This is a genomic window from Streptomyces cinereospinus (assembly GCF_042430725.1).
GTDB lineage: Bacteria > Actinomycetota > Actinomycetes > Streptomycetales > Streptomycetaceae > Streptomyces > Streptomyces cinereospinus.
In genome coordinates, this window is record NZ_JBHMCY010000049.1 from 21,671 (window position 1) to 46,880 (window position 25,210).

Annotated in this window: 24 protein-coding genes and 1 pseudogene; 18 read left to right on the forward strand and 7 right to left on the reverse strand. The window is 74.5% G+C overall.

All coding sequences use genetic code 11. From position 1 onward, the window contains the following. Window positions 1-96 precede the first annotated feature (96 nt). The 5 genes from ACFF45_RS23455 to ACFF45_RS23475 all read left to right on the forward strand — a co-directional run bounded on the left by ACFF45_RS23455 (window position 97) and on the right by ACFF45_RS23475 (window position 6,271). The gene (locus tag ACFF45_RS23455; protein WP_381348414.1) at window positions 97-1,515 is read left to right on the forward strand and encodes a hypothetical protein; all 1,419 of its coding nucleotides are present in this window, start codon (window positions 97-99) and stop codon (window positions 1,513-1,515) included. 171 nt (window positions 1,516-1,686) lie between these two features. Then, window positions 1,687-2,529 (forward strand): nitrilase-related carbon-nitrogen hydrolase, encoded by an 843-nt coding sequence (locus tag ACFF45_RS23460; RefSeq protein ID WP_381348415.1) that lies wholly within the window; start codon window positions 1,687-1,689, stop codon window positions 2,527-2,529. Then, window positions 2,526-3,809, forward strand: a complete 1,284-nt coding sequence (locus tag ACFF45_RS23465; RefSeq protein WP_381348416.1) for an aspartate aminotransferase family protein — start codon at window positions 2,526-2,528, stop codon at window positions 3,807-3,809. The genes ACFF45_RS23460 and ACFF45_RS23465 overlap by 4 nt, the downstream gene beginning before the upstream one ends. Before the next feature lie 28 nt (window positions 3,810-3,837). Next, window positions 3,838-5,241, forward strand: coding sequence for a dihydropyrimidinase (gene hydA, locus ACFF45_RS23470; RefSeq protein ID WP_381348417.1), 1,404 nt, complete (start codon window positions 3,838-3,840; stop codon window positions 5,239-5,241). Window positions 5,242-5,251: 10 nt separating this feature from the next. Beyond that, window positions 5,252-6,271 (forward strand): TIGR03842 family LLM class F420-dependent oxidoreductase, encoded by a 1,020-nt coding sequence (locus ACFF45_RS23475; RefSeq protein ID WP_381348418.1) that lies wholly within the window; start codon window positions 5,252-5,254, stop codon window positions 6,269-6,271. A 94-nt stretch (window positions 6,272-6,365) separates the two neighbouring features. Here ACFF45_RS23475 and ACFF45_RS23480 read toward each other — a convergent pair whose 3' ends face one another. Further along, window positions 6,366-7,016, reverse strand: coding sequence for a hypothetical protein (locus ACFF45_RS23480; protein WP_381348419.1), 651 nt, complete (start codon window positions 7,014-7,016; stop codon window positions 6,366-6,368). A 336-nt stretch (window positions 7,017-7,352) separates the two neighbouring features. On the opposite strand from ACFF45_RS23480, the gene ACFF45_RS23485 reads away from it, so the two are divergent. From ACFF45_RS23485 to ACFF45_RS23520, 8 genes are all read left to right on the forward strand, one after another. After that, window positions 7,353-9,179, forward strand: coding sequence for a gamma-glutamyltransferase family protein (locus ACFF45_RS23485; RefSeq protein WP_381348420.1), 1,827 nt, complete (start codon window positions 7,353-7,355; stop codon window positions 9,177-9,179). 94 nt (window positions 9,180-9,273) lie between these two features. Beyond that, entirely contained in the window at window positions 9,274-10,119 is an 846-nt protein-coding gene (locus tag ACFF45_RS23490) for an inositol monophosphatase family protein (RefSeq protein WP_381348421.1), read from the forward strand. Window positions 10,120-10,241: 122 nt separating this feature from the next. Then, complete coding sequence (locus ACFF45_RS23495; RefSeq protein WP_381348422.1) at window positions 10,242-11,651, forward strand: phytoene desaturase family protein; 1,410 nt, start codon at window positions 10,242-10,244, stop codon at window positions 11,649-11,651. Further along, a complete protein-coding gene (locus ACFF45_RS23500) occupies window positions 11,648-12,160 on the forward strand; it encodes an O-acetyl-ADP-ribose deacetylase (RefSeq protein WP_381348423.1) in 513 nt (170 codons plus the stop codon). Before ACFF45_RS23495 ends, ACFF45_RS23500 begins: the two co-directional genes overlap by 4 nt. 143 nt (window positions 12,161-12,303) lie before the next feature. Beyond that, the gene (locus tag ACFF45_RS23505; protein ID WP_381348424.1) at window positions 12,304-12,945 is read left to right on the forward strand and encodes a phosphoribosyltransferase; all 642 of its coding nucleotides are present in this window, start codon (window positions 12,304-12,306) and stop codon (window positions 12,943-12,945) included. 23 nt (window positions 12,946-12,968) lie between these two features. Beyond that, on the forward strand, window positions 12,969-13,394 hold the full coding sequence (locus tag ACFF45_RS23510; protein ID WP_381348425.1) for a CBS domain-containing protein: 426 nt from the start codon (window positions 12,969-12,971) through the stop codon (window positions 13,392-13,394). A gap of 124 nt (window positions 13,395-13,518) precedes the next feature. Further along, window positions 13,519-14,931 carry a dihydrolipoyl dehydrogenase gene (gene lpdA, locus ACFF45_RS23515; protein WP_381348426.1) on the forward strand — a complete coding sequence of 471 codons (1,413 nt, stop codon included), beginning with the start codon at window positions 13,519-13,521 and terminating at the stop codon, window positions 14,929-14,931. A gap of 147 nt (window positions 14,932-15,078) precedes the next feature. Then, complete coding sequence (locus tag ACFF45_RS23520) at window positions 15,079-15,513, forward strand: DUF7144 family membrane protein (protein WP_381348427.1); 435 nt, start codon at window positions 15,079-15,081, stop codon at window positions 15,511-15,513. Between the two features lie 99 nt (window positions 15,514-15,612). Here ACFF45_RS23520 and ACFF45_RS23525 read toward each other — a convergent pair whose 3' ends face one another. Next, window positions 15,613-15,969, reverse strand: a complete 357-nt coding sequence (locus tag ACFF45_RS23525; RefSeq protein ID WP_381348428.1) for an ArsR/SmtB family transcription factor — start codon at window positions 15,967-15,969, stop codon at window positions 15,613-15,615. A gap of 57 nt (window positions 15,970-16,026) precedes the next feature. Between ACFF45_RS23525 and ACFF45_RS23530 the strand changes: the two genes are divergently transcribed. The 3 genes from ACFF45_RS23530 to ACFF45_RS23540 are packed head-to-tail and all read left to right on the forward strand — an operon-like array spanning window position 16,027 to window position 19,995. Next, a complete protein-coding gene (locus tag ACFF45_RS23530) occupies window positions 16,027-17,973 on the forward strand; it encodes a heavy metal translocating P-type ATPase (RefSeq protein ID WP_381348429.1) in 1,947 nt (648 codons plus the stop codon). 49 nt (window positions 17,974-18,022) lie between these two features. Continuing rightward, window positions 18,023-19,504 (forward strand): AlkA N-terminal domain-containing protein, encoded by a 1,482-nt coding sequence (locus ACFF45_RS23535; RefSeq protein WP_381348430.1) that lies wholly within the window; start codon window positions 18,023-18,025, stop codon window positions 19,502-19,504. Window positions 19,505-19,512: 8 nt separating this feature from the next. Continuing rightward, a complete protein-coding gene (locus ACFF45_RS23540; protein ID WP_381348431.1) occupies window positions 19,513-19,995 on the forward strand; it encodes a methylated-DNA--[protein]-cysteine S-methyltransferase in 483 nt (160 codons plus the stop codon). Here the strand turns inward: ACFF45_RS23540 and ACFF45_RS23545 are convergent. Then, window positions 19,929-20,225 (reverse strand): annotated as a pseudogene (locus ACFF45_RS23545) (hypothetical protein); the annotation flags it as partial. The gene ACFF45_RS23540 and the pseudogene ACFF45_RS23545 overlap by 67 nt on opposite strands. Window positions 20,226-20,291: 66 nt before the next feature. Here ACFF45_RS23545 and ACFF45_RS23550 point away from each other — a divergent pair. Then, a complete protein-coding gene (locus ACFF45_RS23550) occupies window positions 20,292-20,492 on the forward strand; it encodes a type II toxin-antitoxin system VapB family antitoxin (protein WP_381348432.1) in 201 nt (66 codons plus the stop codon). A 12-nt stretch (window positions 20,493-20,504) separates the two neighbouring features. On the opposite strand, the gene ACFF45_RS23555 is transcribed toward ACFF45_RS23550, so the two are convergent. Further along, window positions 20,505-20,996, reverse strand: a complete 492-nt coding sequence (locus tag ACFF45_RS23555; protein WP_381348433.1) for an NUDIX domain-containing protein — start codon at window positions 20,994-20,996, stop codon at window positions 20,505-20,507. A gap of 159 nt (window positions 20,997-21,155) precedes the next feature. After that, window positions 21,156-22,229 carry an ADP-ribosylglycohydrolase family protein gene (locus ACFF45_RS23560; RefSeq protein ID WP_381348434.1) on the reverse strand — a complete coding sequence of 358 codons (1,074 nt, stop codon included), beginning with the start codon at window positions 22,227-22,229 and terminating at the stop codon, window positions 21,156-21,158. A gap of 180 nt (window positions 22,230-22,409) precedes the next feature. Between ACFF45_RS23560 and ACFF45_RS23565 the strand changes: the two genes are divergently transcribed. After that, complete coding sequence (locus ACFF45_RS23565; RefSeq protein ID WP_381348444.1) at window positions 22,410-23,546, forward strand: glycerate kinase; 1,137 nt, start codon at window positions 22,410-22,412, stop codon at window positions 23,544-23,546. Window positions 23,547-23,702: 156 nt separating this feature from the next. Here ACFF45_RS23565 and pssA read toward each other — a convergent pair whose 3' ends face one another. Beyond that, window positions 23,703-24,482 (reverse strand): CDP-diacylglycerol--serine O-phosphatidyltransferase, encoded by a 780-nt coding sequence (gene pssA / locus ACFF45_RS23570; RefSeq protein ID WP_381348445.1) that lies wholly within the window; start codon window positions 24,480-24,482, stop codon window positions 23,703-23,705. Window positions 24,483-24,540: 58 nt separating this feature from the next. Next, window positions 24,541-25,197: a phosphatidylserine decarboxylase gene (locus ACFF45_RS23575; protein ID WP_381348435.1), complete on the reverse strand. Its 657-nt coding sequence runs from the start codon at window positions 25,195-25,197 to the stop codon at window positions 24,541-24,543. Window positions 25,198-25,210: the final 13 nt, after the last annotated feature.

Below are 25,210 nucleotides of genomic sequence, written 5' to 3' on the forward strand. Positions count from 1 at the left end.
CTTGGCGTTCCCGTGGAAAACTGCCCGTAGCGAGCCCGTAACACGACTGGTGTTGTCTACGGCCCGGAGTGCTCCGGTCCTTACGTGGGGTGTGCGATGTCGGTGGAACAACTCCCGGGTCCGATGCGGGACTTCGCCGCCTACCTGAGCGGTCTGCTGGCGCGCCTGGAGCACGGCGCCGGGTGGTGCGCGGTGTTCTGGCAGCGTGACCCGGACGGTATGCGAGCCTGTCTCGACGGGCGCGACGTACCGCCGTGGGACGTGGTCGAGGCGCTCCTGCAGGACCTCGCCGCGAAGTACGGTCCCGAGGCCGCCGTCCCCGGGAAGGAGCGGGCCCGCCCTTTGCACGCGGCCGCGCTGCTCGCCCACGACACCCGCCCCGGCGGCCGCGACGCCCTCGGGGACCGGCTCGGCCTCATGCTGCGCGAGCAGCGGTACGCCGCCGAACGGCTCGCCGAGCTGGAGCGGCTGCTGCCCACCGCCGCGAGCCGCGGGGACGCCGACGCCCTCCGGCTGGATCTGGCGTGGGCCCGGGACGACCACGACCGGGCGACGGCGCGGTGCGCGGAACTGCGGGCGCGCCTCGCCGAGCTGGACCGCCCGGCGGCGCCCGGCCGGGTACGGGGCGCACGGCGGATCCACCTGCCCACCGCCGACCGGACGCCGCCACCGGGCCCCGGGGCCCCTGCCCCGGTGGGCACCGCCGCACACCCTCTGCCGTCCGCGCCCGCCCACGCCGTCCCCCGCCCGGCGGAGACCGCCGACCCGGCCCCCGCCCCCAAGCAGCGCAAGCGCCGCCGGGGCGGTGCCCGGTTCGCCGGGATGGTGGACGAGGAGGCCGTGCCCGCCGTCGTGGCCCCGGACGCCGTGCCCGTCCTGCCCGCCCCCGCCCCCGCCGCCGGCCGGACCCCGCGGGGCGCCCGTTTCGCGGGGGCGGCCGCGGAGCCGCCCGCGCCGGGCGGGCCGCCGGCGGAACCGCTGGACGCGGGGGCGCTGCGGGAGCTGGCGGCAACGGTCGCGACGCTGGTGCGGCTGCGCCGCGAGGGCCGCACGGGGGAGGCGCACGTCCTGCTGGTCGAGGCGGCGTACTGGCCCGCCGACCACCTGCCGCTGCTCGCCGCCGAGATGGACCGCGCCGGACTCGCCGCCGACTGGGCGACGCTGCTGTGGGAGGCCGCCTCGCTGCCCGCCGGTCAGCTGGTCGCCGCGGCGGACGCGCTGGTCGCGGCCGGCCGGGCGGCCGACGGGGAGCAGATCCTGCGCCAGGGCATGGGCCGGCCGGCCGAGGAGGTGGGCCGGGCCGTGCTCGGACTGGCCCACGACGGCCGGCGCCGCGAGATCCGCGCGCTGCTCGACGCGTACGTGCGGGTGCGTACCCCCGAGGAGGTCGCGCGCAGCGCCGAGGCCGACCCGCAGACCCTGGTACCGCTGCTGCTGGAGGCGGCGCTGGGCGTCTCCGCCGAGCGGCACTGGGACCTGGTGCACGCCCTGCGGGTCGCCGGGCTGACCGCGTAGGCGTGCCCCGCCGGTCACCCGCCGCGATCACCCACCGGGGTGCGAAACACGATCGACTCCGCGGGTTGACGACGATGGCCTTGGCAAGGCCCGCGCGGAGGCATACGTTCGTGCCTCTATGACCCGCTCTACGGGCGTAGAGGCGCTGACGTCCCGTCGAAGGAGCAGCTCATGGCGAACGTCGTCCGTGCCGCTCTGGTCCAGGCCACCTGGACCGGCGACACCGAGTCCATGGTGGCGAAACACGAGGAGCACGCCCGCGCGGCGGCCCGGCGGGGTGCCGGGGTCATCGGGTTCCAGGAGGTCTTCAACGCCCCCTACTTCTGCCAGGTGCAGGAGCCGGAGCACTACCGCTGGGCCGAACCGGTGCCGGACGGGCCGACCGTGCGCCGGATGCGGGACCTGGCGCGCGAGACCGGCATGGTGATGGTGGTGCCGGTGTTCGAGGTCGAGCAGTCCGGGTTCTACTACAACACCGCGGCCGTGATCGACGCCGACGGCACCTACCTCGGCAAGTACCGCAAGCACCACATCCCGCAGGTCAAGGGCTTCTGGGAGAAGTACTACTTCAAACCCGGCAACCTCGGCTGGCCGGTCTTCGACACCGCGGCCGGCAAGGTCGGCGTCTACATCTGCTACGACCGCCACTTCCCCGAGGGCTGGCGGCAACTCGGCCTCAACGGCGCCCAGCTGGTCTACAACCCGTCCGCCACGCACCGCGGCCTGTCCGGCTACCTGTGGCGGCTGGAACAGCCGGCGGCCGCCGTCGCCAACGAGTACTTCGTCGCCGCCATCAACCGGGTCGGCGTCGAGGAGTACGGCGACAACGACTTCTACGGCACGAGCTACTTCGTCGACCCGCGCGGGCAGTTCGTGGGGGAGGTCGCCGACGACCGGACCGAGCAACTCCTCGTGCGCGACCTCGACTTCGACGTCATCGACGAGGTGCGGCAGCAGTGGGCCTTCTACCGCGACCGCCGCCCCGACGCCTACGAAGGGCTGGTGCGGCCGTGACCGGGGACCTGCTCGGACGCCACCGGGCCGTGCTCCCCGACTGGCTCGCGCTCTACTACGACCAGCCGATCGAGATCACCCACGGCGAGGGCCGGCACGTCTGGGACGCCGCAGGCAACCGCTATCTGGACTTCTTCGGCGGCATCCTGACCACGATGACCGCGCACGCCCTGCCCGAGGTGACCGAGGCGGTGAGCGAACAGGCCGCGCGGGTCATCCACACCTCCACCCTGTACCTCAACCGGCCGATGGTCGAACTCGCCGAGCGCATCGCCCGGTTGAGCGGCATCCCGGACGCCCGGGTGTTCTTCACCACGTCCGGCACCGAGGCCAACGACACCGCCCTGCTGCTGGCCACGACGTACCGCCGCAGCAACACCGTCCTGGCGATGCGCAACAGCTACCACGGCCGCTCCTTCAGCACCGTCGGCATCACCGGCAACCGCGGCTGGTCACCGACCTCGCTGTCCCCGCTCCAGACGCTGTACGTCCACGGCGGCGTGCGCTCCCGGGGACCGTACGCCGCCCTGGACGACGACGCGTTCGTCGCCGCCTGCGTCGATGACCTCACCGACCTGCTCGGCCACACCCGCCCGCCGGCCGCGTTGATCGCCGAGCCGGTCCAGGGCGTCGGCGGCTTCACCGCCCCGCCGGACGGCCTGTACGCGGCCTTCCGCGAGGTGCTCCACGAACGCGGGATCCTGTGGATCTCCGACGAGGTGCAGACCGGGTGGGGCCGCACCGGCGAGCACTTCTGGGGCTGGCAGGCACACGGCCGCAGCGGCCCGCCCGACATGCTCACCTTCGCCAAGGGCCTCGGCAACGGCATGTCCATCGGCGGTGTCGTCGCCCGCGCCGAGATCATGAACTGCCTCGACGCCCACAGCATCTCCACCTTCGGCGGCACCCAGATCACCATGGCCGCGGGCCTGGCCAACCTCACCCATCTGCTGGAACACGACCTCCAGGGCAACGCGCGCCGGGTCGGCGGACTGCTCATCGAGCGGCTGCGGACCGTCGCCGCGCAGGTGCCGGCCGTGCGTGAGGTGCGCGGGCGCGGACTGATGATCGGCATCGAGGTGGCACGGCCGGGCACCGGCGAGGCGGACCCGCAGGCCGCGGCCGCCGTGCTGGAGGCGGCCCGCGAGGGCGGACTGCTCATCGGCAAGGGCGGCGGGCACGACACCAGCGCCCTGCGCATCGCCCCGCCGCTGTCCCTGACCGTCGCCGAGGCCGAGGAGGGCGCCGCCGTCCTCGAACGCGCGCTGCGCGGTCTGTGACCGCCGTGCCCCGACAGGAGGGACCAGCATGAGCAGCCGTACCGTCGTCCGCGGTGGCCTCGTCGTCACCGCCGCCGACGAGATCCACGCCGACGTCCTGATCGAGGACGGCCGCATCGCCGCCCTCGCCGCCGGCGGCACCCCGGCCGCCGAGGCCTGGACGGCCGAGCGGGTGATCGACGCCACCGGGAAGTACGTCCTCCCGGGCGGCGTCGACGTGCACACCCACATGGAGCTGCCGTTCGGCGGCACCTTCGCCTCCGACACCTTCGAGACCGGCACCCGGGCCGCCGCCTGGGGCGGCACCACCACGATCGTCGACTTCGCGGTGCAGAGCGTCGGCCACACCCTGCGCGAGGGCCTCGACGCCTGGCACGCCAAGGCGGAGGGCAACTGCGCGATCGACTACGGCTTCCACATGATCGTCTCCGATGTGCACGAGGAGATCCTCGCGGAGATGGACCTGCTGGTGGAGGAGGGGGTGACCTCCTTCAAGCAGTTCATGGCCTACCCGGGCGTCTTCTACAGCGACGACGGCCAGATCCTGCGCGCCATGCAGCGCTCCGCCGGCAACGGCGGACTGATCATGATGCACGCCGAGAACGGCATCGCCATCGACGTACTGGTGGAACAGGCGCTGGCCCGGGGCGAGACGGACCCCCGCCACCACGGGGAGGTCCGCAAGGCCCTGCTGGAGGCCGAGGCCACGCACCGCGCCATCCGGCTCGCCCAGGTCGCCGGCGCCCCCCTGTACGTGGTGCACGTCTCGGCCATGGAGGCGGTCGCCGAACTGGCCAGGGCCCGCGCCGACGGGCTCGCCGTCTTCGGCGAGACCTGCCCGCAGTACCTCTTCCTGTCCACCGACGACCTCGCCGGGCCCGGCTTCGAGGGCGCCAAGTACGTGTGCAGCACACCGCTGCGCCCCCGGGAGCACCAGGCCAAGCTGTGGCAGGGGCTCAGGACGAACGACCTCCAGGTGGTCTCCACCGACCACTGCCCCTTCTGCTTCACCGGCCAGAAGGAACTCGGCCGCGGCGACTTCTCCAGGATCCCCAACGGGCTGCCGGGCGTGGAGAACCGCATGGACCTGCTCCACCAGGCCGTCCTCGACGGGCACCTCACCCGCCGGCGCTGGATCGAGACCGCCTGCGCCACCCCGGCCCGGATGTTCGGCATGTACCCGAAGAAGGGCACCATCGCGCCGGGCTCCGACGCCGACGTCGTGATCTACGACCCGCACGCCGAGCAGGTGCTGTCCGCCGCGGAGCACCACATGAACGTCGACTATTCGGCGTACGAGGGCAAGCGCGTCACCGGCCGCGTCGAGACCGTGCTCTCGCGCGGGGTCGCGGTCATCACCGAGCGGGAGTACACCGGGCACGCCGGGCACGGCGTCTACACCCCCCGCTCCACCTGCCAGTACCTCAGCTAGGAGCTGCCCCATGGACTTCGGACTCGTGCTCCAGACCGACCCGCCGGCCTCCCGGGTGGTCTCCCTGATGAAACGCGCCGAACGCAACGGATTCCGGTACGGCTGGACCTTCGACTCGGCCGTGCTCTGGCAGGAACCGTTCGTGATCTACAGCCAGATCCTGGCCAACACCAGCAAGCTGACGGTCGGTCCGATGGTCACCAACCCGGGCACCCGGACCTGGGAGGTCACCGCCTCCGCCTTCGCCACCCTCAACGACATGTTCGGCAACCGCACCGTGTGCGGCATCGGGCGCGGCGACTCGGCGATGCGGGTGGCCGGCCGCAAGCCGAACACGCTGGCCCGGATCAGCGAGGCCATGAAGGTCATCCGGGCACTGGGCAGCGGCCGGGAGGCCGACCTGGGCGGCACCGTGATCAGGTTCCCGTGGATCGGACCGGGCGCCCGGCTGCCCGTGTGGATGGCCGCGTACGGGCCCAGGGCCCTGAAGATGGCCGGCGAGGAGGCGGACGGCTTCATCCTCCAACTGGCCGACCTGTATCTCACCGAGTACATGGTCAAGGCGGTCAAGGACGCGGCCGCCGCCGCCGGGCGCGACCCGGCCGACGTGACCGTCTGCGCGGCCGCCCCCGCCTACGTCACCGACGACGACTCGCCCGAGGCGCTCGCGCACGCCCGGGAGCAGTGCCGCTGGTTCGGCGGCATGGTGGGCAACCACGTCGCCGACCTGGTCGCCCGGTACGGCGAGCACTCGTCGGCCGTTCCCGGCGAACTCACCGCCTACGTCAAGGCCCGCCAGGGCTACGACTACGCCCACCACGGGCGCAGCGGACACCCCGACACCCGGTTCGTGCCCGACGAGATCGTCGACCGGTTCTGCGTCATCGGGCCGGTGGAGCGGCACGTCGAGAAGCTCACCGCGCTGCGCGCGCTGGGCGTCGACCAGTTCGCCGTCTACGACATGCACGACGCGCAGGAGAGGGTGGTCGACGCCTACGGCGCCCACGTCATCCCCGCGGTCCGCGCCTGAACAGGCCACCGCCGCTCACCCCAGCGGGCGTCGGGGGACGCCGCACCGCCCGCCGCCGCGGCCCGCACCCTCGACGGTGCGGCGGGCCGCGGCGCTACAGCGCCGCCGCGGCCTCCTTGGCCGCCTTGATCGCGCCCCTGTTCATCTCGTCCGAGCCGGGCGCGTCCTGCGACTCGAAGTCGGAGCCGTTGTACGTCACGACCACCAGCGCGTTGGCCGCCCGCACGACCACCACGGCCTCGCGGGTCCGCTGGTCGCCCTCGGTGGTGAGGTTCACGACGGAGTAGGCGGCGTCGCCCACCCCGGGGACGGCACCGCCGCCGCTCTTCTCCTCGATCCGCTGCTCGTACTGCCGCCGCGCCTCGTCGTCCGAGTCGCTGATCTCGAAGGAGACGTCCAGCCAGCGGTAGTCGTAGCCCTTCAGGGCGTTCCAGGAGCAGGTGCGCCGGACCGAGCTGTCCGTGGAGTCGATCTCCCTCCCGGCGGTTCTGGCGCCGGGCACCAGCGACGTGATCGTCTCCTCGGCGAGGCTGCCGCACGGCGCCGGCGCCTCGGTGTACGTCTTCGGCGCGGCCGTCGACGACGGTGCCGTCGCGGGCTGGGTGCCGGTCCGGTCCACCGCCCTGTCCTGGGCGGCGGGGGCGGCGGACTCCGGGCCGGAGGTGAGGACCCAGCCCGCGCAGGCGAGCACGGCGACCGGGGTCAGACGCGCGGTGAGGGCGAGCGGCAGAGGAAGAGAACGCACGGCGCACTTCTCGTGGGGGACGGTGCGGAGGGAGTCCGCACTGCGGACGGGACGCCAGTGTCACACGTCTGTCCGTGGGGCGGAAGTGCCAACTCGTTCCGTACCTGAGCGGTAACTGAGGCCTACCGCCGACGCGTTGTGTGCCCCGTTATGTCCGCGGCGCGCCATGCGGCGCCCCCCTCTTCACCAGGGGGCCCAACTGGCCGCGCGGGCCGAGGAGTCGGAGCCGGCGACCGCGCACGGCGGACGGCCCGCGCCAAACGCGGCGTCCGACGGACCCCGCCGCCCACTGCGTACGATCACCTGACCCGCCGTCGTACGACGAGGAGTCCGCCCGTGTTCACCACCCGGCCCACCCTCCAGGGCACCTTCGGCATGGTGTCCGCCACCCACTGGCTCGCCTCGCAGTCCGCGATGGCCGTGCTGGAGGACGGCGGCAACGCCTACGACGCGGCCGTGGCCGCGGCGTTCGTGCTGCACGTCGTCGAGCCGCACCTCAACGGGCCCGCCGGAGAGGTGCCCGTCCTGATCGCGCCCGCGGACGGTCCGGTGCGGGTGCTGTGCGGGCAGGGCGTGGCACCCGCCGGGGCGAGCGTCGCCCACTACCGGGGGCTCGGTCTCGACCTGGTCCCCGGCACCGGGCCGCTCGCCGCCGCCGTCCCGGGCGCCTTCGACGCCTGGATGCTGCTGCTGCGCGACCACGGCACCAAGCCGCTCGCGGACGTCCTGAAGTACGCCGTCGGGTACGCCGAGCACGGGCACGCGCCCGTGGAACGCGTCGGCGAGACCGTCGAGACCGTGCGCGAGCTGTTCGAGACGGAGTGGACCTCGTCGGCGGAGATCTACCTGCCGGACGGCAGGCCCCCGCGCCCCGGCCGGCTGCTGCGCAACCCCGCGCTCGCCGCCACCTGGCGGCGGCTGCTCGCCGAGTCCGCCGGGGCGGGGGACCGGGAGGCGCAGATCGAGGCCGCGCGCCGGGTGTGGCGCACCGGCTTCGTCGCCGAGGCGCTGGCCCGGCAGGCGGCACGGCCCACGCTGGACACCAGCGGCGAGCGCCACACCGGCACCCTCACGGCCGACGACCTGGCCGGCTGGTCCGCCGGGTACGAGGCGCCGGCCACGTACGACTGGAACGGCTGGACGGTGTGCAAGGCCGGGCCCTGGAGCCAGGGCCCGGTGCTGCTCCAGCAACTCGCCCTGCTGCCGGACGACGTGCCGGAGTACGGCTCCGCGGACTACGTGCACCTGCTGATCGAGGGCTGCAAGCTCGCCATGGCCGACCGGGAGGCCTGGTACGGCGACGCGCGCGAGGTGCCGCTGGAGGACCTGCTGTCCCCGGCGTACGCCGCACAGCGGCGCGGACTGGTCGGCGACCGGGCCTCGCACGAGCTGCGGCCGGGGTACCCGGGCGGGCGCACCCCGCGGCTGTGCGCCCACGCGCACGAGGTCGCCGAGGGCGGGGCGGGCGTCAGCCCGATGGGGGCGGGGGAGCCGACGGTCGCCAGGAGCCCGACGTCCCCGGTGCCCGGCGAGCCCGAGATCTCCGGCGACGGCGGCACCCGCGGCGACACCTGCCACCTGGACGTCGTCGACCGGTGGGGCAACATGGTCGCCGCCACCCCCAGCGGAGGCTGGCTGCAGTCCAACCCGGTCGTGCCCGAGCTGGGCTTCCCGCTCGGCACGCGGTTGCAGATGACGTGGCTGGAGGAGGACCTGCCGAACTCGCTCACGCCCGGACGGCGGCCGCGCACCACGCTCACCCCGTCGGTCGCACTGCGGGACGGCGTGCCGGTGCTGGCGTTCGGCACGCCCGGCGGGGACCAGCAGGACCAGTGGCAGCTGCACTTCTTCCTGGCCCTCGCCCTGCGCCCCCCGGTCCGCGGCGGACTCGACCTCCAGGGCGCGATCGACGCCCCGAACTGGCACAACGACAGCTTCCCCGGCTCCTTCCACCCGCGCGGGATGCGCCCGGGCAGCGTGACGGTCGAGGGCCGGACGGCCCCGGAGGTCGTCGCGGGACTGCGGCGGCGCGGCCACCTCGTCACGGTGGGCGGGGACTGGTCGGAGGGGCGGCTGTGCGCGGTGGCGCGGGATCCGGGGACGGGCGTGCTGTCGGCGGCGGCGAATCCGCGCGGGATGCAGGGGTATGCGGTAGGCCGGTGATCAACGGCGGCCGACGCCGGGAGTTCATCCCGATTCCCCCCGGCATACACCGGTCCGGCGGGGATTGTCAGTGCCGCGTGCTCTCATGGAAGGCATGAACGACGACATGGAAACCATCGACGAGTTTCTCGTACGCCACTCGGCCGATGTCGAAGAGGCGCTGCGCAAGGCCGCCGCGGCCGAGATCATGCCGCGTTTCCGGCAGCTGGCCGAGCACGAGGTCGAGCGCAAGAGCGGGCCGCACGACCTGGTGACGGACGCAGACCGCCTGGCCGAGCGGTATCTCACCGAGGCGCTCGGCGCGCTGCTGCCCGGTTCCGTGGTGGTCGGCGAGGAGGCCGTGCACGCCAACCCGGCGTCCTACGCGGCGATACGCGGCGACGCCCCGGTCTGGATCGTCGACCCCGTCGACGGCACCCGGCAGTTCGTGCACGGCGACGACGGCTTCTGCACCCTGGTCGCGCTCGCGCACCGCGGTGTCGTGCTGGCCTCGTGGACCTACGCGGCCGCCCGCGACCAGCTGGCCACGGCCGTCCGCGGCCGGGGCGCCTTCCTCGACGGCGTGCGGCTGTTCGCCGGGCCGCCCACGCCGGGCCGTGACCTGCGGATCGCCACCTCCCACCCGGACTACACCACCCCCGAGGAGAAGCGCGCGCTGCTCGGTCTGCGGACGGACGGCGTCGCCCCGCGCGCGTGCGGTTCGGCCGGTCTGGAGTATCTCGCCGTCGCCCGGGGCGAGTCGGACGCCGTCGCGTTCTCCTGGGAGGCCGCCTGGGACCACGCGGCGGGCCTGCTGCTGGTCGAGGAGGCGGGCGGCGCGCACCTGACCCGCACCGGCGAGCCGTTCCGCATCACGGGCGGCAACCCCCTGCCGTTCACCGCGGCCCGGGACGCGGCCACGGCCCGGCAGGTGGTGGCGCTGCTGGCGTCGGGGGTCTGAGTGCCGGCCCGCCGTCCCGGGAGGACCGCCGCCGGGGGCCCGTCGCGGTGGGGTGTCAGCCCCCCGGCATATCCTGATCCTGAGTGGCCATCGGCTGACGAAGGAGTCCGAAGGTGCCGTCGATGCTCGATGCGGTCGTGGTGGGTGCGGGGCCGAACGGACTGACCGCCGCCGTGGAGCTGGCCCGCCGCGGCTTCTCCGTGGCGGTGTTCGAAGCCCGGGACACGATCGGCGGCGGCGCCCGCACCGAGGAGCTCACGCTCCCGGGCTTCCGTCACGACCCGTGCTCCGCGGCCCACCCCCTGGGCATCAACTCCCCGGCGTTCCGGGCACTCCCGCTGGAGCGCTACGGCCTTCAGTGGCTGCACCCCGAGCTGCCCATGGCCCACCCCTTCCCCGACGGCACCGCAGCGGTCCTGTCCCGCTCGGTCGGGGAGACGGCGGCCTCCCTCGGGCCCCGCGACGCGGGCGCCTACCGCAGGCTGGTCGAGCCGTTCCTGCCCCGGTGGGACACCCTGGCCCGCGATTTCATGTCCCTGCCGCTGACCGCGCTGCCCCGCGACCCGGTGACCCTCGCCCGCTTCGGCCTGGCCGGGCTGCCCCCGTCGACCTGGCTGACCCGCCGATTCCGCGACGAGGCGGCCAAGACCCTCTTCGCCGGCCTCGTCGCCCACGTCATGGCCCCGCTCAGCTCCTTCGCCACCAGCGCGATCGGCCTGGTCTTCGCGCTCGCCGCGCACGCCCGGGGCTGGCCGGTGGCCCGGGGCGGCTCGCAGTCCCTCTCGGACGCGCTCGCCGCGTACCTCACCGACCTCGGCGGCACGATCCACACCGACTACGAGGTCAAGCGCCTGGACGACCTGCCGCCCGCGCGCGCGTACGTCTTCGACACCTCGCCCACCGCCCTCGCCCGCATCGCGGGCTTCGGCCGCTACTACGAGGGCTACCGCTACGGTCCCGGCGTCTTCAAGATCGACTACGCGCTGGACGGCCCGGTGCCGTGGACCGCCGAGGAACCGCGCAGGGCCGGGACCGTGCAGATCGGCGCGGACAGCGCGGAGATCGGCGCCGCGCTGCGCGCGGTGTCCCGCCAGGGCCGGGCGCCCGAGCGCCCGTTCCTCATCACCGTCCAGCCCAGTGTCGTGGACCCCACCCGCGCCCCCGGCGGCCGGCAGGTCTTCTGGGCGTACGGCCACGTCCCCGGCGGCTGGACCGGGGACCTCACCGACGCCGTCGAACGCCAGCTGGAGCGTTTCGCCCCGGGCTTCCGCGACCGCGTCCTGGCCCGCGCCACCGCCGGCCCGCCCGAGCTGGCCGCGCGCAACGCCAACTACGTCGGCGGTGACATCGCCTCCGGCGCGGTCAGCGGACTGCAGACCGTGCTGCGCCCCAGGCCGACCCTGTTCCCGTACCGCACCCCGCACCCGGCCGTGTACCTCTGCTCCTCGGCGACCCCGCCGGGACCGGGCGTGCACGGCATGTCGGGGCACAACGCGGCGAAGGCCGTCTGGAGGAGGCTGCGGCAGACATGACCCCCGCCATCAGGTACGTCCGGGGCGACATCACCGAGCAGAGCGCCGACGCGATCGTCAACGCGGCCAACTCCTCGCTGCTCGGCGGCTCGGGCGTGGACGGCGCCATCCACCGGCGCGGCGGCCCCGCCATCCTGGAGGAGTGCCGCGGGCTGCGCGCCTCCTCCTACGGCAAGGGCCTGCCGACCGGGCAGGCGGTGGCCACCACGGCGGGCGACCTGGACGCCCGCTGGGTGATCCACACCGTGGGACCCGTCCACTCCGCACAGGAGGACCGCTCCGCGCTGCTGGCCTCCTGCTACCGCCAGTGCCTGCGCGTCGCCGACGAGCTGGGCGCCCGCAGCGTCGCGTTCCCGGCCGTCTCCGCGGGCGTCTTCGGCTGGCCGGTGGACGACGCCGCGCGGATCGCGGTCGAGACGGTGCGGACCACGCCCACGGCGGTCGAGGAGGTCACCTTCGTGCTCTTCGACCAGCGCGCGTACGAGGCGTTCGCGGGCCGGGCGCACTGAGCGCACCGCCCGCCGGCAGCCGCCCCGCGACCGCCGGACCGGCCCCCGCCGGGGGCCCGCACCGTGTCCGCGTGTCGGGTGCCGCATGGTGGAAACCCGTACCACCACAGGGCGACGAGACCCCCGTGGCGGAAGGGGAGCACATGCGTTTCCATGACCGCGCGCACGCCGGTCGGGAACTGGCCGGGCATCTGCGCATCCTGCAGGAGAAGGGGACACTCCCGGACCCCGTGGTCCTCGCCCTGCCCCGCGGCGGCGTCACGGTGGCCCGGGAAGTGGCACGGGCCCTCGGCGCACCGCTGGACGTGCTGGTGGTCCGCAAGATCGGCGCGCCGTTCCAGGAGGAGTTCGGGGTCGGCGCCATCGCGGGCGACGAACCGCCGTTGTTCGACACCCGGGCGCTGGACCAGCTGGGCCTGAACGAGGCCGACCTGGCCCCGGTCGTGGCCCGGGAGCGGGCTGAGCTGCACCGCAGGGAACAGCGGTACCACCGGGACCGGCCCGCCGCCGAACTGCGCGGACGGACCGCCATCCTCGTCGACGACGGACTGGCCACCGGTTCGACCGCCCGGGCCGCCGTGCGGGCGGTGCGGCACCGGGAGCCCGAGCGGGTGGTCGTCGCCGCGCCGGTCTGCTCGCACGAGGCCGTGGAGCTGCTGCGCGCCGAGGCCGACGACGTGGTGTGCCTGCTGCGGCCGAGCCCGTTCCACGCGGTCGGCCTCTGGTACGACGACTTCGAACAGCTGACGGACGAGGACGTGCTGGAAGCACTGCACGGCAGCTGACCCGGCGGCCCCAGGAGGTGTCCATGACCAGGCAGGTACGCGACGTGATGTCACCGGGCACGGCGTCGGTCGAGCCCATGACCACGGTGGCCCGCGCCGCCCGGGTCATGCGGGACCGGGACATCGGCGACGTGCTGGTGGCCTACGGCCGCGATCTGTTCGGCGTGCTCACCGACCGCGACATCGCGATCCGGGCGGTCGCCGAGGCCCGCGACCCCTGCATCACCCCGGTCGGATCGCTGTGCACCCGCCCCCCTGTGGTGACCGTGGCGGCGGACGACACCACCGACCACGCCGTCGCGCTGATGCGGCAGCACGCCGTGCGCAGGCTGCCCGTCGTCGACCGCGAGGGCCACCCGGTCGGTGTGGTCAGCCTGGGCGACCTCGCCGCCTGCGAGGACCCGCACTCCGCGCTGGCGGACATCAGCCGGGCGGCCCCCAACCACTGACCGCACCGGCGCGGGCGAGCCGAGACCGGCGTCATGGCCCCCGGTGTGGCGACGAGCCCGGGCGGGGTGGAAGAATCCCTTGCACCACACCGGCCCTTGCACCACACCGGAAGGGATCTGACGCATGGACGAGCAGGACGAGCGCTTCGACGTCGTCGTTCTGGGAGCGGGACCCGGCGGGTACGTCGCCGCCGTCCGTGCCGCCCAGCTGGGCAGGCGGGTGGCCGTGGTGGAGGAGAAGTACTGGGGCGGCGTCTGCCTGAACGTCGGCTGCATCCCCACCAAGGCCCTGCTGCGCAACGCCGAGCTCGCGCACATCGTCACCCGCGAGGCCAGGACCTTCGGCATCAGGGTCGACGGCGAGGTCTCCTTCGACTACGGCGAGGCGTTCCGGCGCAGCCGCCGGGTCGCGGACGGCCGGGTCAGGGGCGTCCACTACCTGATGAAGAAGAACAAGATCACCGAGTACGACGGCCGGGGCACCTTCCTCGACCCGCACACGCTCCGGGTCACCGACCGCGAGGGCAACGTCCGCACCCTCGGCTTCGACCACTGCGTCATCGCCACCGGCGCCACGCCCAGACTGCTGCCCGGCACCCGCCGCACCGCGCGCGTCGTGACGTACGAGGAGCAGATCCTCACCGAGGACCTGCCGCGGTCGGTCGTCATCGCGGGCGCCGGCGCGATCGGCGTCGAGTTCGCGTACGTGCTGCACAACTACGGCGTGCAGGTCACCGTCGTGGAGTTCCTGGACCGGGTCGCCCCCACGGAGGACGCCGACGTCTCCGCCGAACTGGCCCGTCAGTACCGCAGGCTGGGCATCGACGTGATGACCTCGACCCGCGTCGACGCCCTCGACGAGTCCGGTCCGCAGGTCCGGGTCACGGTCACCGCCGAGGACGGCTCGCAGCAGGTGCTGGAGGCCGACAAGGTGCTCCAGGCGATCGGTTTCGCGCCCAACGTCACCGGATACGGCCTGGAGCACACCGGCGTCCGCGTCACCGAGCGCGGCGCGATCGACGTCGACGGCCGGTGCCGCACCTCCGTGCCGCACATCTACGCCATCGGTGACGTCACCGCGAAGCTCATGCTCGCGCACACCGCCGAGGCCATGGGCGTGGTCGCCGCCGAGACGATCGCGGACGCCGAGACGAGGGAACTCGACTACGCGATGATCCCGCGCGCCACCTACTGCCGGCCGCAGATCGCCAGCTTCGGCTACACCGAGGCGCAGGCCCGCGAGCGGGGCTACGACGTCAAGGTGGCGACGTTCCCGTTCACGGCCAACGGCAAGGCGCACGGCCTCGGCGACACCACCGGCTTCGTGAAGCTGATCAGCGACGCCCGGTACGGCGAGCTCATCGGCGGTCACCTGATCGGCCCGGACGTCACCGAGCTGCTGCCCGAGCTGACCCTGGCCCAGCAGTGGGACCTCACCGTGCACGAGGTCGCGCGCAACGTGCACGCCCACCCGACGCTGGGCGAGGCGGTCAAGGAGGCGGTGCACGGGCTGGCCGGCCACATGATCAACATGTGAGCGCCCGGCGCCACCCGGTCGGCGCAGCCCGGATGGCGGCGCCCGGCGGGCGACCGGAGGCTGGGAGTCACCCACCTGGGGAAACCGCGAGACCCCCGGGGACGCCCACACCGGGTCACCTGCCCGGGTACGGAAGGGACGACCGTCATGGCCCAGCACGCTGCACACCAGACGGAAAGCACGCGCACCGCTCCGACGGCCCGCCGCGAGGGCTGGGTGACCGGCGGCGTCACGTTCGCCGGTGTGCTGATGCTGTGCGGCGGAGTGCTGGCGGTGCTCCAGGGCATCGCCGCGATCGCCGAGGACGACGTGTACGCCAGCGTCGGCGCGTACGTCTACGAGCTGGACCTCACCGGCTGGGGCTGGATCCACCTGGTCGTGGGCGTCCTGGTCGCCGTGACCGGCTGGGGCCTGCTCATGGGGGCGGCGTGGGCGCGGTTCGCGGGTATCACCCTGGCCGCGCTCAGCCTGGTGCTGCAGTTCCTCTTCCTGCCGTACCAGCCCGTCTGGTCGGTCGTCCTGATGGCGATCGACGTGTTCGTGATCTGGGCCCTGGCCTCCTGGCGGGAAGCCCCCCGCTGACCCGCCCGGCCCGCACCGCCGCCGCCGTCCCCGACGGCGGCGGCCGCGCGTCCGGGGGTTCCGGCCGGAGCACTCCGGCGCGGGCGTCCGGCGGACGCCCTACTCCGCGGCGTCGCTGATGCCCAGCCGCAGGTGCTCCACGTGGTACACGGCCTGGTCGAGGAGTTCGGCGACATGGTGGTCGTGCAGCGCGTAGACGATCGACCGGCCGCGCCGCTCGCCGACCACCAGCCCGAGGTTGCGCAGCAGCCGCAACTGGTGCGAACAGGCCGACTGCTCCATGCCCACCTCCGCGGCCAGCTCGGTGGCCGGCAGCGGCCCCTTGCGCAACCGCGCCAGGATCAGCAGACGGGACGGCGTGGACAGGGCCTGGAGGGTGGTGGCCACCTTGGCGACGTTGGCCTCGTCCAGGCGTACGCGCCCGACGGCTGCGGTGGTGGCGGCTCCGTGACCCATGACCGATATCGTACCCCCCGCATATGAACGCATGAATGACTCTTCATGTGTTCCTGTATGGTGGCCCGCGTGTCCGCGACTCTCGCGCCGCGCACGGCGCCCCCTGCCCGCACCGCCACGGCCCCCCGCCGCCGCACCCGCGTCCTCGCCCTGCCCGAGGCGCGCTGGGCGCTGGCCGCGCTGGTGGCCTTCCTGCTCGCCCTCGCCCTCGACCTGGGCGGTGCCCCCGCCTGGGCGTCCGGCCCGCTGTACGCCGCCGCGTACGCCACCGGCGGCTGGGAGCCGGCGCTGGAGGGCCTGCGCGCGCTGCGCGAGAAGACCCTCGACGTCGACCTGCTGATGATCGTCGCGGCGCTGGGCGCGGCGGCGATCGGGCAGGTCCTCGACGGCGCCCTGCTGATCGTCATCTTCGCCACGTCCGGCGCGCTGGAGGCGCTGGCCACCGCCCGCACCGCCGACTCGGTGCGCGGACTGCTCGACCTGGCTCCCGCCACCGCGACCCGGCTGACGGCCGACGGCCGCGAGGAGACCGTGCCGACGGCCGGGCTCGCCGTCGGCGACCTGCTGCTGATCCGGCCGGGGGAGCGGATCGGCGCCGACGGCAGGGTGCTGGACGGCACCAGCGAGGCCGACCAGGCCACCATCACCGGCGAGCCCCTGCCGGTGGTCAAGCGCCCCGGCGACGAGGTCTTCGCGGGCACCCTCAACGGCACCGGCGCGCTGCGCGTCCGCGTCGGGCGCGACCCCGCCGACTCGGTGATCGCCCGGATCGTGACGCTGGTCGAGGAGGCCTCCCGGACCAAGGCGCCGACGCAGCTGTTCATCGAGAAGGTCGAACAGCGCTACGCGGTCGGGGTGGTGGCCGCGACGCTCGCCGTCTTCGCCGTGCCGCTGGCCTTCGGCGCGGACCTCACGGACGCGCTGCTGCGGGCGATGACCTTCATGATCGTCGCCTCGCCGTGCGCGGTCGTGCTGGCGACCATGCCGCCGCTGCTGTCCGCGATCGCCAACGCCGGCCGGCACGGCGTGCTGGTGAAGTCGGCGGTGGCGATGGAGCGGCTCGGCGAGGTCGACACCGCGGCGCTCGACAAGACGGGCACCCTGACCGAGGGCGCCCCGGAGGTGACGGACGTACGGCCGCTGCCGGGCTCCGGTCTCGACGAGGACGGGCTGCTGGCGCTCGCCGCGGCGGCCGAGCATCCCAGCGAGCACCCGCTGGCGCGGGCGATCGTGACCGCGGCGCGGGGCAGGGGCCTGGCCGTCGCGGCCGCCGAGGCCTTCACGGCCCTGCCCGGAGTGGGCGTCACGGCCGTGGTGGCCGGGCACGAGGTGCGGGTGGGCCGTGCGGAAGCGGACGCCGGCCGGGACGACGGCGCCACCGTCGTACGGGTGGTCCGCGACGGCACACCGGTGGGCACCCTCGCCCTCACCGACCGCCTCCGCCCCGACGCCCCGGCGACCACCGCCGCCCTCACCGCCCTGACCGGCGCCGCGCCCGTCCTGCTCACCGGCGACAACGCGCACACCGCCGCCCGTGTCGCCGCGGCCACCGGCCTCACGGACGTCCGGGCGGACCTGCTGCCCGAGGACAAGGTCAAGGCCGTGCGCGAGCTTCAGGACAGCGGCCGCAAGGTGCTCTTCGTCGGCGACGGCGTCAACGACGCGCCCGCCCTCGCCGCCGCGCACTCCGGCGTGGCGATGGGGCGCGCGGGCTCCGACCTGGCGCTGGAGACGGCCGACGCCGTCGTCGTACGCGACGAACTCGTCACCGTCCCGGCGGTCGTCCGGCTGTCCCGGGCCGCCCGCCGGCTGGTCGTCCAGAACCTGGTCGTCGCCGGTACGTTCATCACCGTGCTGGTGGTCTGGGACCTGGCCGGCCATCTGCCGCTGCCGCTCGGGGTCGCCGGGCACGAGGGCTCGACCGTGCTGGTCGGGCTGAACGGGCTGCGGCTGCTGCGCGAGTCCGCCTGGCGATCCGGGGCGGTCCAGGACAGCGGAGATTGATGTCGGATTCTCGCCAGCACCGGCCCGTCCGGTGCTCGATGCTGGACGCATGCAGAAGGGGATGCACACCGACACCGAGCGCTGTCTGAGGGCCGTACAGTCCAAGGACGGGCGTTTCGACGGCTGGTTCTTCACCGCCGTCAGGACCACCGGGATCTACTGCCGGCCGAGCTGCCCGGTGGTACCGCCCAAGCCGGAGAACATGGTGTTCCACCCGAGCGCGGCGGCCTGCCAGCAGGCCGGCTTCCGGGCGTGCAAGCGCTGCCGCCCGGACACCAGCCCCGGCTCCCCGGAGTGGAACCGGCGCGCCGACCTGGTGGCCCGCGCCATGCGGCTGATCGCGGACGGCGTGGTGGACCGCGAGGGCGTCACCGGACTCGCCGCCCGGCTCGGCTACAGCGCCCGGCAGACCGAACGCCAGCTGCTCGCCGAGCTGGGCGCGGGCCCGCTCGCCCTGGCCCGCGCCCAGCGCGCCCAGACCGCCCGGCTGCTCATCGAGACCACCGCGCTGCCCATGGCGCAGATCGCCTTCGCCGCGGGCTTCTCCGCCATCCGCACCTTCAACGACACCGTCCGCGAGGTCTACGCCCTCACCCCCGGCGAGCTGCGTGCCCGCGCGCCGAAAGGACCCGCCGGGGGCACCCCGGGCGCCCTCCCGCTGCGCCTGCCCTTCCGCGCCCCGCTCAACCCGGACAACCTCTTCGGCCACCTCGCCGCCACCGCCGTGCCCGGCGTGGAGGAGTGGCGCGACGGCGCCTACCGGCGCACCCTCCGCCTGCCCTACGGCCACGGCATCGCGGCGCTCGCCCCGCGCCCCGACCACATCGCCTGCCGCCTCACCCTCAGCGACCTGCGCGACCTGCCCGTCGCCATCAGCCGCTGCCGCCGGATGCTCGACCTGGACGCCGACCCGGTCGCGGTCGACGACCAGCTGCGCACGGACCCGGTCCTCGCCCCGCTGGTCGACAAGGCGCCCGGCCGGCGCGTCCCGCGCACGGTCGACGAGGCCGAGTTCGCCGTCCGGGCCGTCCTCGGCCAGCAGGTCTCCACGGCCGCCGCCCGCACCCACGCCGCCCGGCTGGTCACCGCGCACGGCGAGCCGGTCGACGACCCCGAGGGCGGGCTCACCCATCTGTTCCCGGCGCCCGAGGCGCTGGCCGCCGTCGACCCCGAGTCGCTCGCCATGCCCCGCACCCGGCGCAGGACCCTCACGACCCTCGTCGGCCACCTCGCCGACGGCTCACTGCGGCTGGGCGTGGAGAGCGACTGGCCGCAGACCCGCGCGCGGCTGCTGGCCCTGCCCGGCTTCGGCCCCTGGACCGCCGACGTCATCGCGATGCGCGCCCTCGGCGACCCGGACGCCTTCCTCCCCACCGACCTCGGTGTCCGCCGCGCGGCGGGGGAGCTGGGCCTGCCCGCCACGCCGGCCGCGCTCACCGCGCGCGCGGCGGCCTGGCGCCCGTGGCGGGCGTACGCCGTGCAGTACCTGTGGGCGACCGACAGCCACCCGATCAACTTCCTTCCCGTGTGAGGACCCCCATGCGACAGCACACCGTCGTCGACAGCCCGTACGGCCCCCTCACCCTCGTCGCCGAGGACGGCCGGCTGTGCGGCCTGTACATGACCGACCAGCGTCACCGCCCGGCGCAGGAGACCTTCGGAGCACGCGACGACAGGCCCTTCGGCGAGCCGGTCGACCAGCTCACGGCCTACTTCGCGGGCGAGCTGGAGGAGTTCACGCTCGACCTGCGCCTGATCGGCACCCCGTTCCAGCGCTCCGTCTGGGACCAGCTGCGCCGCATCCCCTACGGCGAGACCCGCTCCTACGGCGAACTGGCCGAGGCCCTGGGCAACCCGCAGGCCTCCCGCGCGGTCGGCCTCGCCAACGGCCGCAACCCCATCGGCATCATCGTCCCCTGCCACCGCGTGATCGGCACCGGCGGCGGCCTCACCGGCTACGGCGGCGGCCTGGAACGCAAGCAGCGCCTGCTGGACCACGAACGCGGCGCGGCCCTCTTCTGATCCACCTGGTGCCGCAGCAGCTTCGGCAGCGCGGTCCCGGTCGGCTCGCGGATCACCTCGTCGGCGCGGTCGTCGTCCGGCGTCGGCTCGGCGTCGACGACGACGAGCCGGGCGCCGTGGCCGGCGGCGACGCCCGCGAGGCCGGCGGCGGGCTGGACCTGGAGGCTGCTGCCGACGGCGACGAAGACCTGGCAGGCCTTGGTGACGGCGACGGCCTGGCCCAGTCGGACATGGCTCCGAGGGGATGGGCGGCACCGGGCGGGCCGGCGGCCCCCGTCTGCCGCTAGGGTCCGCGCATGGCAAGGATCAATGTCGCGCTCGACGCCGGACTCGTCGTCGAGGCCATGGTGCTCGCGGGCGTCGGCACCCCGCAGGACGCGGTGGAACTCGTCCTGCGCGACTACGTCGAGCGCGGCCACCGCACGGAGGCCAGGACCGCCCGGCGGGACGAGGCACTGCGCGAGGCCGACGCCAGGCCGCGCGACGTGGAGGGCTGACGCCGCGCCGCCTCAGGCGACCCGGTGGCCGTTCTCCAGCTCGACCGTCTGCGCGCCGTTCACCAGGGCGTCGAGAGCGGCGACCACACGGCGGCCCGTGGCGCCGGGCAGGTGGTCCGGCAGCTCGGCGGGTGTGACGAACCGCCACGACAGCAGCTCCTCCTCCTGGAGCCGGATCGCCTTGATGTCCTCCTCGCCCAGTACTCCGCCGTCGTAGAGGTACGCCACCAGCGGCGGCCGGGCCGTCCCGTGCACCCAGTCGACGGCGAGCAGCCGGCCGAGTTCGCGGTCCAGGCCGATCTCCTCCGCGGTCTCGCGGCGGGCGCCCTGCCGGGGGGTCTCGCCGTCGTCCGACTCGATCGTGCCGCCCGGCAGCGCCCAGCCCTCGCGGTAGTTGGGCTCGACGAGCAGCACCCGGCCCTCGGCGTCCCGGAAGAGCGCGGCGGCACCGGCGAGCACGCGGGGCAGGCCGGCGATGTACGTGGCGAAGTCAGGAGTGGTCACCCTGGACAGGGTAGCCAGCCACGGGACCGCCCTCAGCGGCGCACGGCACCTCACGGCAGCCGGCCCGCGCCCGCCTCCGCCCCGCGCCCGCGCCCGCCTCCGCCCCGCGCCCGCCCTGGACGCGCCGCCCCGGCCGCCGATCGCGCCGCCCGGCCGTTCTCAGGCCTCCGCCTGCGCCAGCCGCAGGGTCCGTTCCGCCAGTTCGCTGATGCGGACCCCGTCGAAGCCGAAGACCGCGCTGCGCACCGTGTCCTCCAGCGGGTCCTTCCACTGGCCCCCGATCGCCTCCGCCCCGGTCAGCACTCCGGCCACCGAACCCGCCGTGGCGCCGTTGGAGTCGGTGTCCAGGCCGCCGCGGACGGTGAGGGCGATGGTGCGGGTGAAGTCGCCGTCGCCGTACAGCAGCCCGGCGGTGAGCACGGCGGCGTTCGGGACGGTGTGGATCCAGCCCAGCCCGGCGGTCTCCTCGGCCACCGTGGTGAGGGTGTCCTCCCACGGCATGCGGGTCTCGTGCAGCGCGACGACCCGGCGGACCGTGCGGGCCAGACGGCTGCTCGCCGGGACGACGGCCAGCGCCTCGTCCAGCGCCCGCCGGACGGTGGGCGCGGTGAACGCCGCGGAGATCAGCGCCGCCGCCCACATCGCGCCGTAGACGCCGTTGCCGGTGTGCGACAGCACCGCGTCCCGGCGGGCCAGCGCGGCGGCCCGGCGGGGCGCGCCGGGGGAGGTCCAGCCGTAGATGTCGGCCCGGATCAGCGCGCCGATCCACTCCTGGTACGGGTTGTCGTACGTCGCCGTCAGCGGCGGCTTCAGACCGCTCGCCAGGTTCCGGTACGCCGCCCGCTCGGCCGTGAAGGTCTGCAGGTACGGCAGCCGCAGCAGCCACAGGTCGCCGACCTGCTCGGTGCTGAAGCCGAAACCGTGCGTCTCCAGCAGGTCCAGGCCGAGGATGGCGTAGTCGACGTCGTCGTCGCGGCAGCTGCCGTGGATCCGGCCGCGGACGCACTGGCGCCACTCGGGGCGCAGGTCGATGGCGCCGCCGCCGGGCGGCGGCGCGGGGATGTAGTCGGTGAGCGGCAGCGCGGAGGTCTGCCGCAGGTAGTCGTCGATGCGGTCCCGCGTCCACAGGTCGCCCTGCTCGACCGGTTTGCCGAGCATGTTGCCCGCGATCCGGCCCAGCCAGCCCCCGAGGACGCGGTCGGCGAGCTCTGGCTCGGTGCCCACAGGGGTCATAGCTCAGGTCTACCCACTTCCGGCCGCCGCCACAGACCGCGCTCAGCCGGTTGCCAGGGGTTCCGCGGACCGGGCGGGGGCATGACGGCGGAGGTGCGCCGCGGTTAAGGTCGCAGCTGCGCGACTGGTCCGACGTGCGCGGGGCCCGGAGAGCGAGGGGAGGACAAGGTGGCTGACGCTGTGGACGGCGCCCGCGGGGTGCTCATCGCCGCGGACAAGTTCAAGGGGTCGCTGACGGCCGTGCAGGTCGCCGAGCGGGTGACGGCGGGACTGCGCCGCGTCCTGCCGGACCTGGCCGTCGAGGCGCTGCCCGTCGCCGACGGCGGCGACGGGACCGTGGACGCGGCGGTCGCGGCCGGTTTCGAGCGACGCGAGGTACGGGTCGCGGGGCCCCTGGGCGAGGAGGTCACGGCGGCGTTCGCGCTGCGCGGCGGCACCGCGGTGGTGGAGATGGCCGAGGCGAGCGGGCTGCGGCGGCTGCCGGCCGGGGTCTTCGCCCCGCTGACGGCCTCCACCTACGGGTCCGGCGAGCTGCTGCGGGCCGCCCTCGGCGCCGGCGCGCGCACGATCGTCCTCGGGGTCGGGGGCAGCGCGACCACGGACGGCGGCGCCGGGATGCTGGCCGCGCTCGGCGCGCGGTTCCTGACGGCCGACGGGGAGCCGGTCGCGCCGGGCGGCGGGGGGCTGGGCGCGCTGGCGTCCGCGGACCTGTCGGGGCTGGACGCGCGGCTCTCCTCGGTCGAGCTGGTGCTCGCCGGCGACGTCGACAACCCGCTGACCGGTCCCGCGGGCGCGCCCGCGGTGTACGGGCCGCAGAAGGGCGCCTCGCCCGACGACGTGGCGGCGCTGGACGCGGCGCTGGGCCACTTCGCGAAGGTGCTGGGGCAGGCCGTCGGGCCGAGGGCGGCGGAGTACGCCGGGGCGCCGGGGGCCGGCGCGGCGGGCGGCGTCGGGTACGGCGCCATGCTGCTCGGCGCGCGCTTCCGGCCCGGCATCGAGGTCGTGCTCGACGTCCTGGGCTTCGCGCCCGCCCTGGAGCGCGCGGACCTGGTGGTCACCGGTGAGGGCTCCCTGGACGAGCAGACCCTGCACGGCAAGGCCCCGGCGGGCGTCGCCGCGGCGGCGCGGGCGGCGGGCAAGGAGGTCGTCGCGGTGTGCGGGCGGCTCGCGCTCACTCCGCAGGCCCTGGCGGGTGCCGGGATCCGGCGTGCCTACCCGCTGACGGAGATCGAGCCGGACGTGGCGAAGTGCGTCGCGGGGGCCGGGCCGATCCTGGAGCGGGTCGCGGAACGCGTCGCCCGGGACTTCCTGGCCTGACCCCGGTACGACCGGCCCGCCCGTCCGGCGGTCGAGGACGCGGCCCGTCCGGGGCCGAGCCGGGGGACCGGGGCGGCGGCACCCGGCGAGGCCGGCCCCCTCACCGAGCGAAAGGGCCCCGGACCAACCCGGTCCGGGGCCCTTTCCGGCGGAGCGCTACGACTGCGCCGCCCGCGCCTCGCGCCGGTTGTCGCGGAAGTTGTTCACCCGGCGGGCCGTGGCGAACAGCGGGATCACCGCGCCCATGACCAGTTGCAGCGCGCAGCCCGTCTGGAGCAGCAGCTGGCCGCTGGGGGCACCGAAGGCCCAGGCCACCAGCAGGCCCATGCTGAGCACGATCCAGGCGAGCATCGCGCCCGCCAGGCGGCCCCGCGGCTTCGGGTACTCGACGCGGCTCACCATCAGCCACGCGGTGCCCAGGATCGCCAGCAGCGTCGCCGCGAAGGGCAGCTCCAGCAGCACGATGGCGACGACCGTCAGCGCCCCGAAGGGGCTCGGCATGCCCTGGAACATGCCGTTCGTCGGCGTCACGCAGGAGAATCTGGCCAGCCGCAGCACCACGGCGAGCAGCACGACGATCGCGCCGACCGCCGCCACCCGCTGGTGCGCGTCGTCGGCGACCATGCCGTAGACCAGGACGAAGTACGCCGGGGCCAGCCCGAAGCTGATCAGGTCGGAGAGGTTGTCCAGCTCCGCGCCCATGGGGGAGGAGCGCAGCTTGCGCGCGACCAGGCCGTCGAACAGGTCGAAGACCGCGGCGCAGAGCATGAGGATGACCGCCGTGGCCGCGCTGTGGCGGGCCATGCCGGTCTCCTGGCTGCCGGTGAGGTGCGGGATCAGGATGCCGGTGGTGGTGAAGTACACCGCCATGAAGCCGCAGGTGGCGTTGCCCAGGGTGAGGGTGTCCGCTATCGACAGGCGCAGAGAGAGGGGCATCTCCTCCTCTTCGTCCTCCGCCGCCGCCTCCGGGACCCAGCCCGGCTGCGACCCGGGATCAGTCACGGTCAATGCGAGTCACCCCAGCCACGGTCTTCTGGCCGACCTCCACGGCGACCTCGACCCCCTCCGGCAGGTACAGGTCGACGCGCGAGCCGAAGCGGATCAGGCCGATCCGCTCACCCTGCTCGACCTTGGTGCCCTGCGGGACGTAGGGGACGACGCGGCGGGCCACGGCGCCGGCGATCTGGATCATCTCGATGTCGCCGAGTTCGGTGTCGAAGTGCCACACGACCCGCTCGTTGTTCTCGCTCTCCTTGTTGAAAGCGGGAACGAAGCCGCCCGGGACATGCTCGACGGACGTCACGGTGCCGGCCAGGGGGGCGCGGTTGACGTGGACGTTGAGCGGGCTCATGAAGATCGCGACGCGGGTGCGCCCGTCCTTCCACGGCATGATGCTCTGCACCACACCGTCGGCCGGGGAGATGACCCGGCCCTGGGTGATCTCGCGCTCGGGGTCGCGGAAGAACCACAGCATGCCCGCCGCGAGCGCGGTGGCGGGAACGGCGACGGCCCTGGCGGCGCCGGAGCGGCGGGCGCGGGCCAGGCTGAGGGCTGCGGTGGCGACGGTCGGGAGAAGCCACGGCGATGCTCCGCGCGCGAGGCGTACGCCGGCTCGGCTGTCGCGAGGTGCAGAGGTTTGGCTGTGGGGCATGGATGACCTTCGT

Excerpts from the sequence above, each read along its gene's own strand:
- ACFF45_RS23455 (WP_381348414.1), top strand. The coding sequence starts at position 97 with ATGTCGGTGGAACAACTCCCGGGTCCGATGCGGGACTTCGCCGCCTAC.
- ACFF45_RS23460 (WP_381348415.1), top strand. The coding sequence starts at position 1,687 with ATGGCGAACGTCGTCCGTGCCGCTCTGGTCCAGGCCACCTGGACCGGC.
- hydA (WP_381348417.1), top strand. The coding sequence starts at position 3,838 with ATGAGCAGCCGTACCGTCGTCCGCGGTGGCCTCGTCGTCACCGCCGCC.
- ACFF45_RS23475 (WP_381348418.1), top strand. The coding sequence starts at position 5,252 with ATGGACTTCGGACTCGTGCTCCAGACCGACCCGCCGGCCTCCCGGGTG.
- ACFF45_RS23490 (WP_381348421.1), top strand. The coding sequence starts at position 9,274 with ATGAACGACGACATGGAAACCATCGACGAGTTTCTCGTACGCCACTCG.
- ACFF45_RS23495 (WP_381348422.1), top strand. The coding sequence starts at position 10,242 with ATGCTCGATGCGGTCGTGGTGGGTGCGGGGCCGAACGGACTGACCGCC.
- ACFF45_RS23500 (WP_381348423.1), top strand. The coding sequence starts at position 11,648 with ATGACCCCCGCCATCAGGTACGTCCGGGGCGACATCACCGAGCAGAGC.
- ACFF45_RS23505 (WP_381348424.1), top strand. The coding sequence starts at position 12,304 with ATGCGTTTCCATGACCGCGCGCACGCCGGTCGGGAACTGGCCGGGCAT.
- ACFF45_RS23510 (WP_381348425.1), top strand. The coding sequence starts at position 12,969 with ATGACCAGGCAGGTACGCGACGTGATGTCACCGGGCACGGCGTCGGTC.
- lpdA (WP_381348426.1), top strand. The coding sequence starts at position 13,519 with ATGGACGAGCAGGACGAGCGCTTCGACGTCGTCGTTCTGGGAGCGGGA.
- ACFF45_RS23520 (WP_381348427.1), top strand. The coding sequence starts at position 15,079 with ATGGCCCAGCACGCTGCACACCAGACGGAAAGCACGCGCACCGCTCCG.
- ACFF45_RS23525 (WP_381348428.1), bottom strand. The coding sequence starts at position 15,969 with ATGGGTCACGGAGCCGCCACCACCGCAGCCGTCGGGCGCGTACGCCTG.
- ACFF45_RS23530 (WP_381348429.1), top strand. The coding sequence starts at position 16,027 with ATGGTGGCCCGCGTGTCCGCGACTCTCGCGCCGCGCACGGCGCCCCCT.
- ACFF45_RS23535 (WP_381348430.1), top strand. The coding sequence starts at position 18,023 with ATGCAGAAGGGGATGCACACCGACACCGAGCGCTGTCTGAGGGCCGTA.
- ACFF45_RS23540 (WP_381348431.1), top strand. The coding sequence starts at position 19,513 with ATGCGACAGCACACCGTCGTCGACAGCCCGTACGGCCCCCTCACCCTC.
- ACFF45_RS23550 (WP_381348432.1), top strand. The coding sequence starts at position 20,292 with ATGGCAAGGATCAATGTCGCGCTCGACGCCGGACTCGTCGTCGAGGCC.
- ACFF45_RS23560 (WP_381348434.1), bottom strand. The coding sequence starts at position 22,229 with ATGACCCCTGTGGGCACCGAGCCAGAGCTCGCCGACCGCGTCCTCGGG.
- pssA (WP_381348445.1), bottom strand. The coding sequence starts at position 24,482 with ATGCCCCTCTCTCTGCGCCTGTCGATAGCGGACACCCTCACCCTGGGC.
- ACFF45_RS23575 (WP_381348435.1), bottom strand. The coding sequence starts at position 25,197 with ATGCCCCACAGCCAAACCTCTGCACCTCGCGACAGCCGAGCCGGCGTA.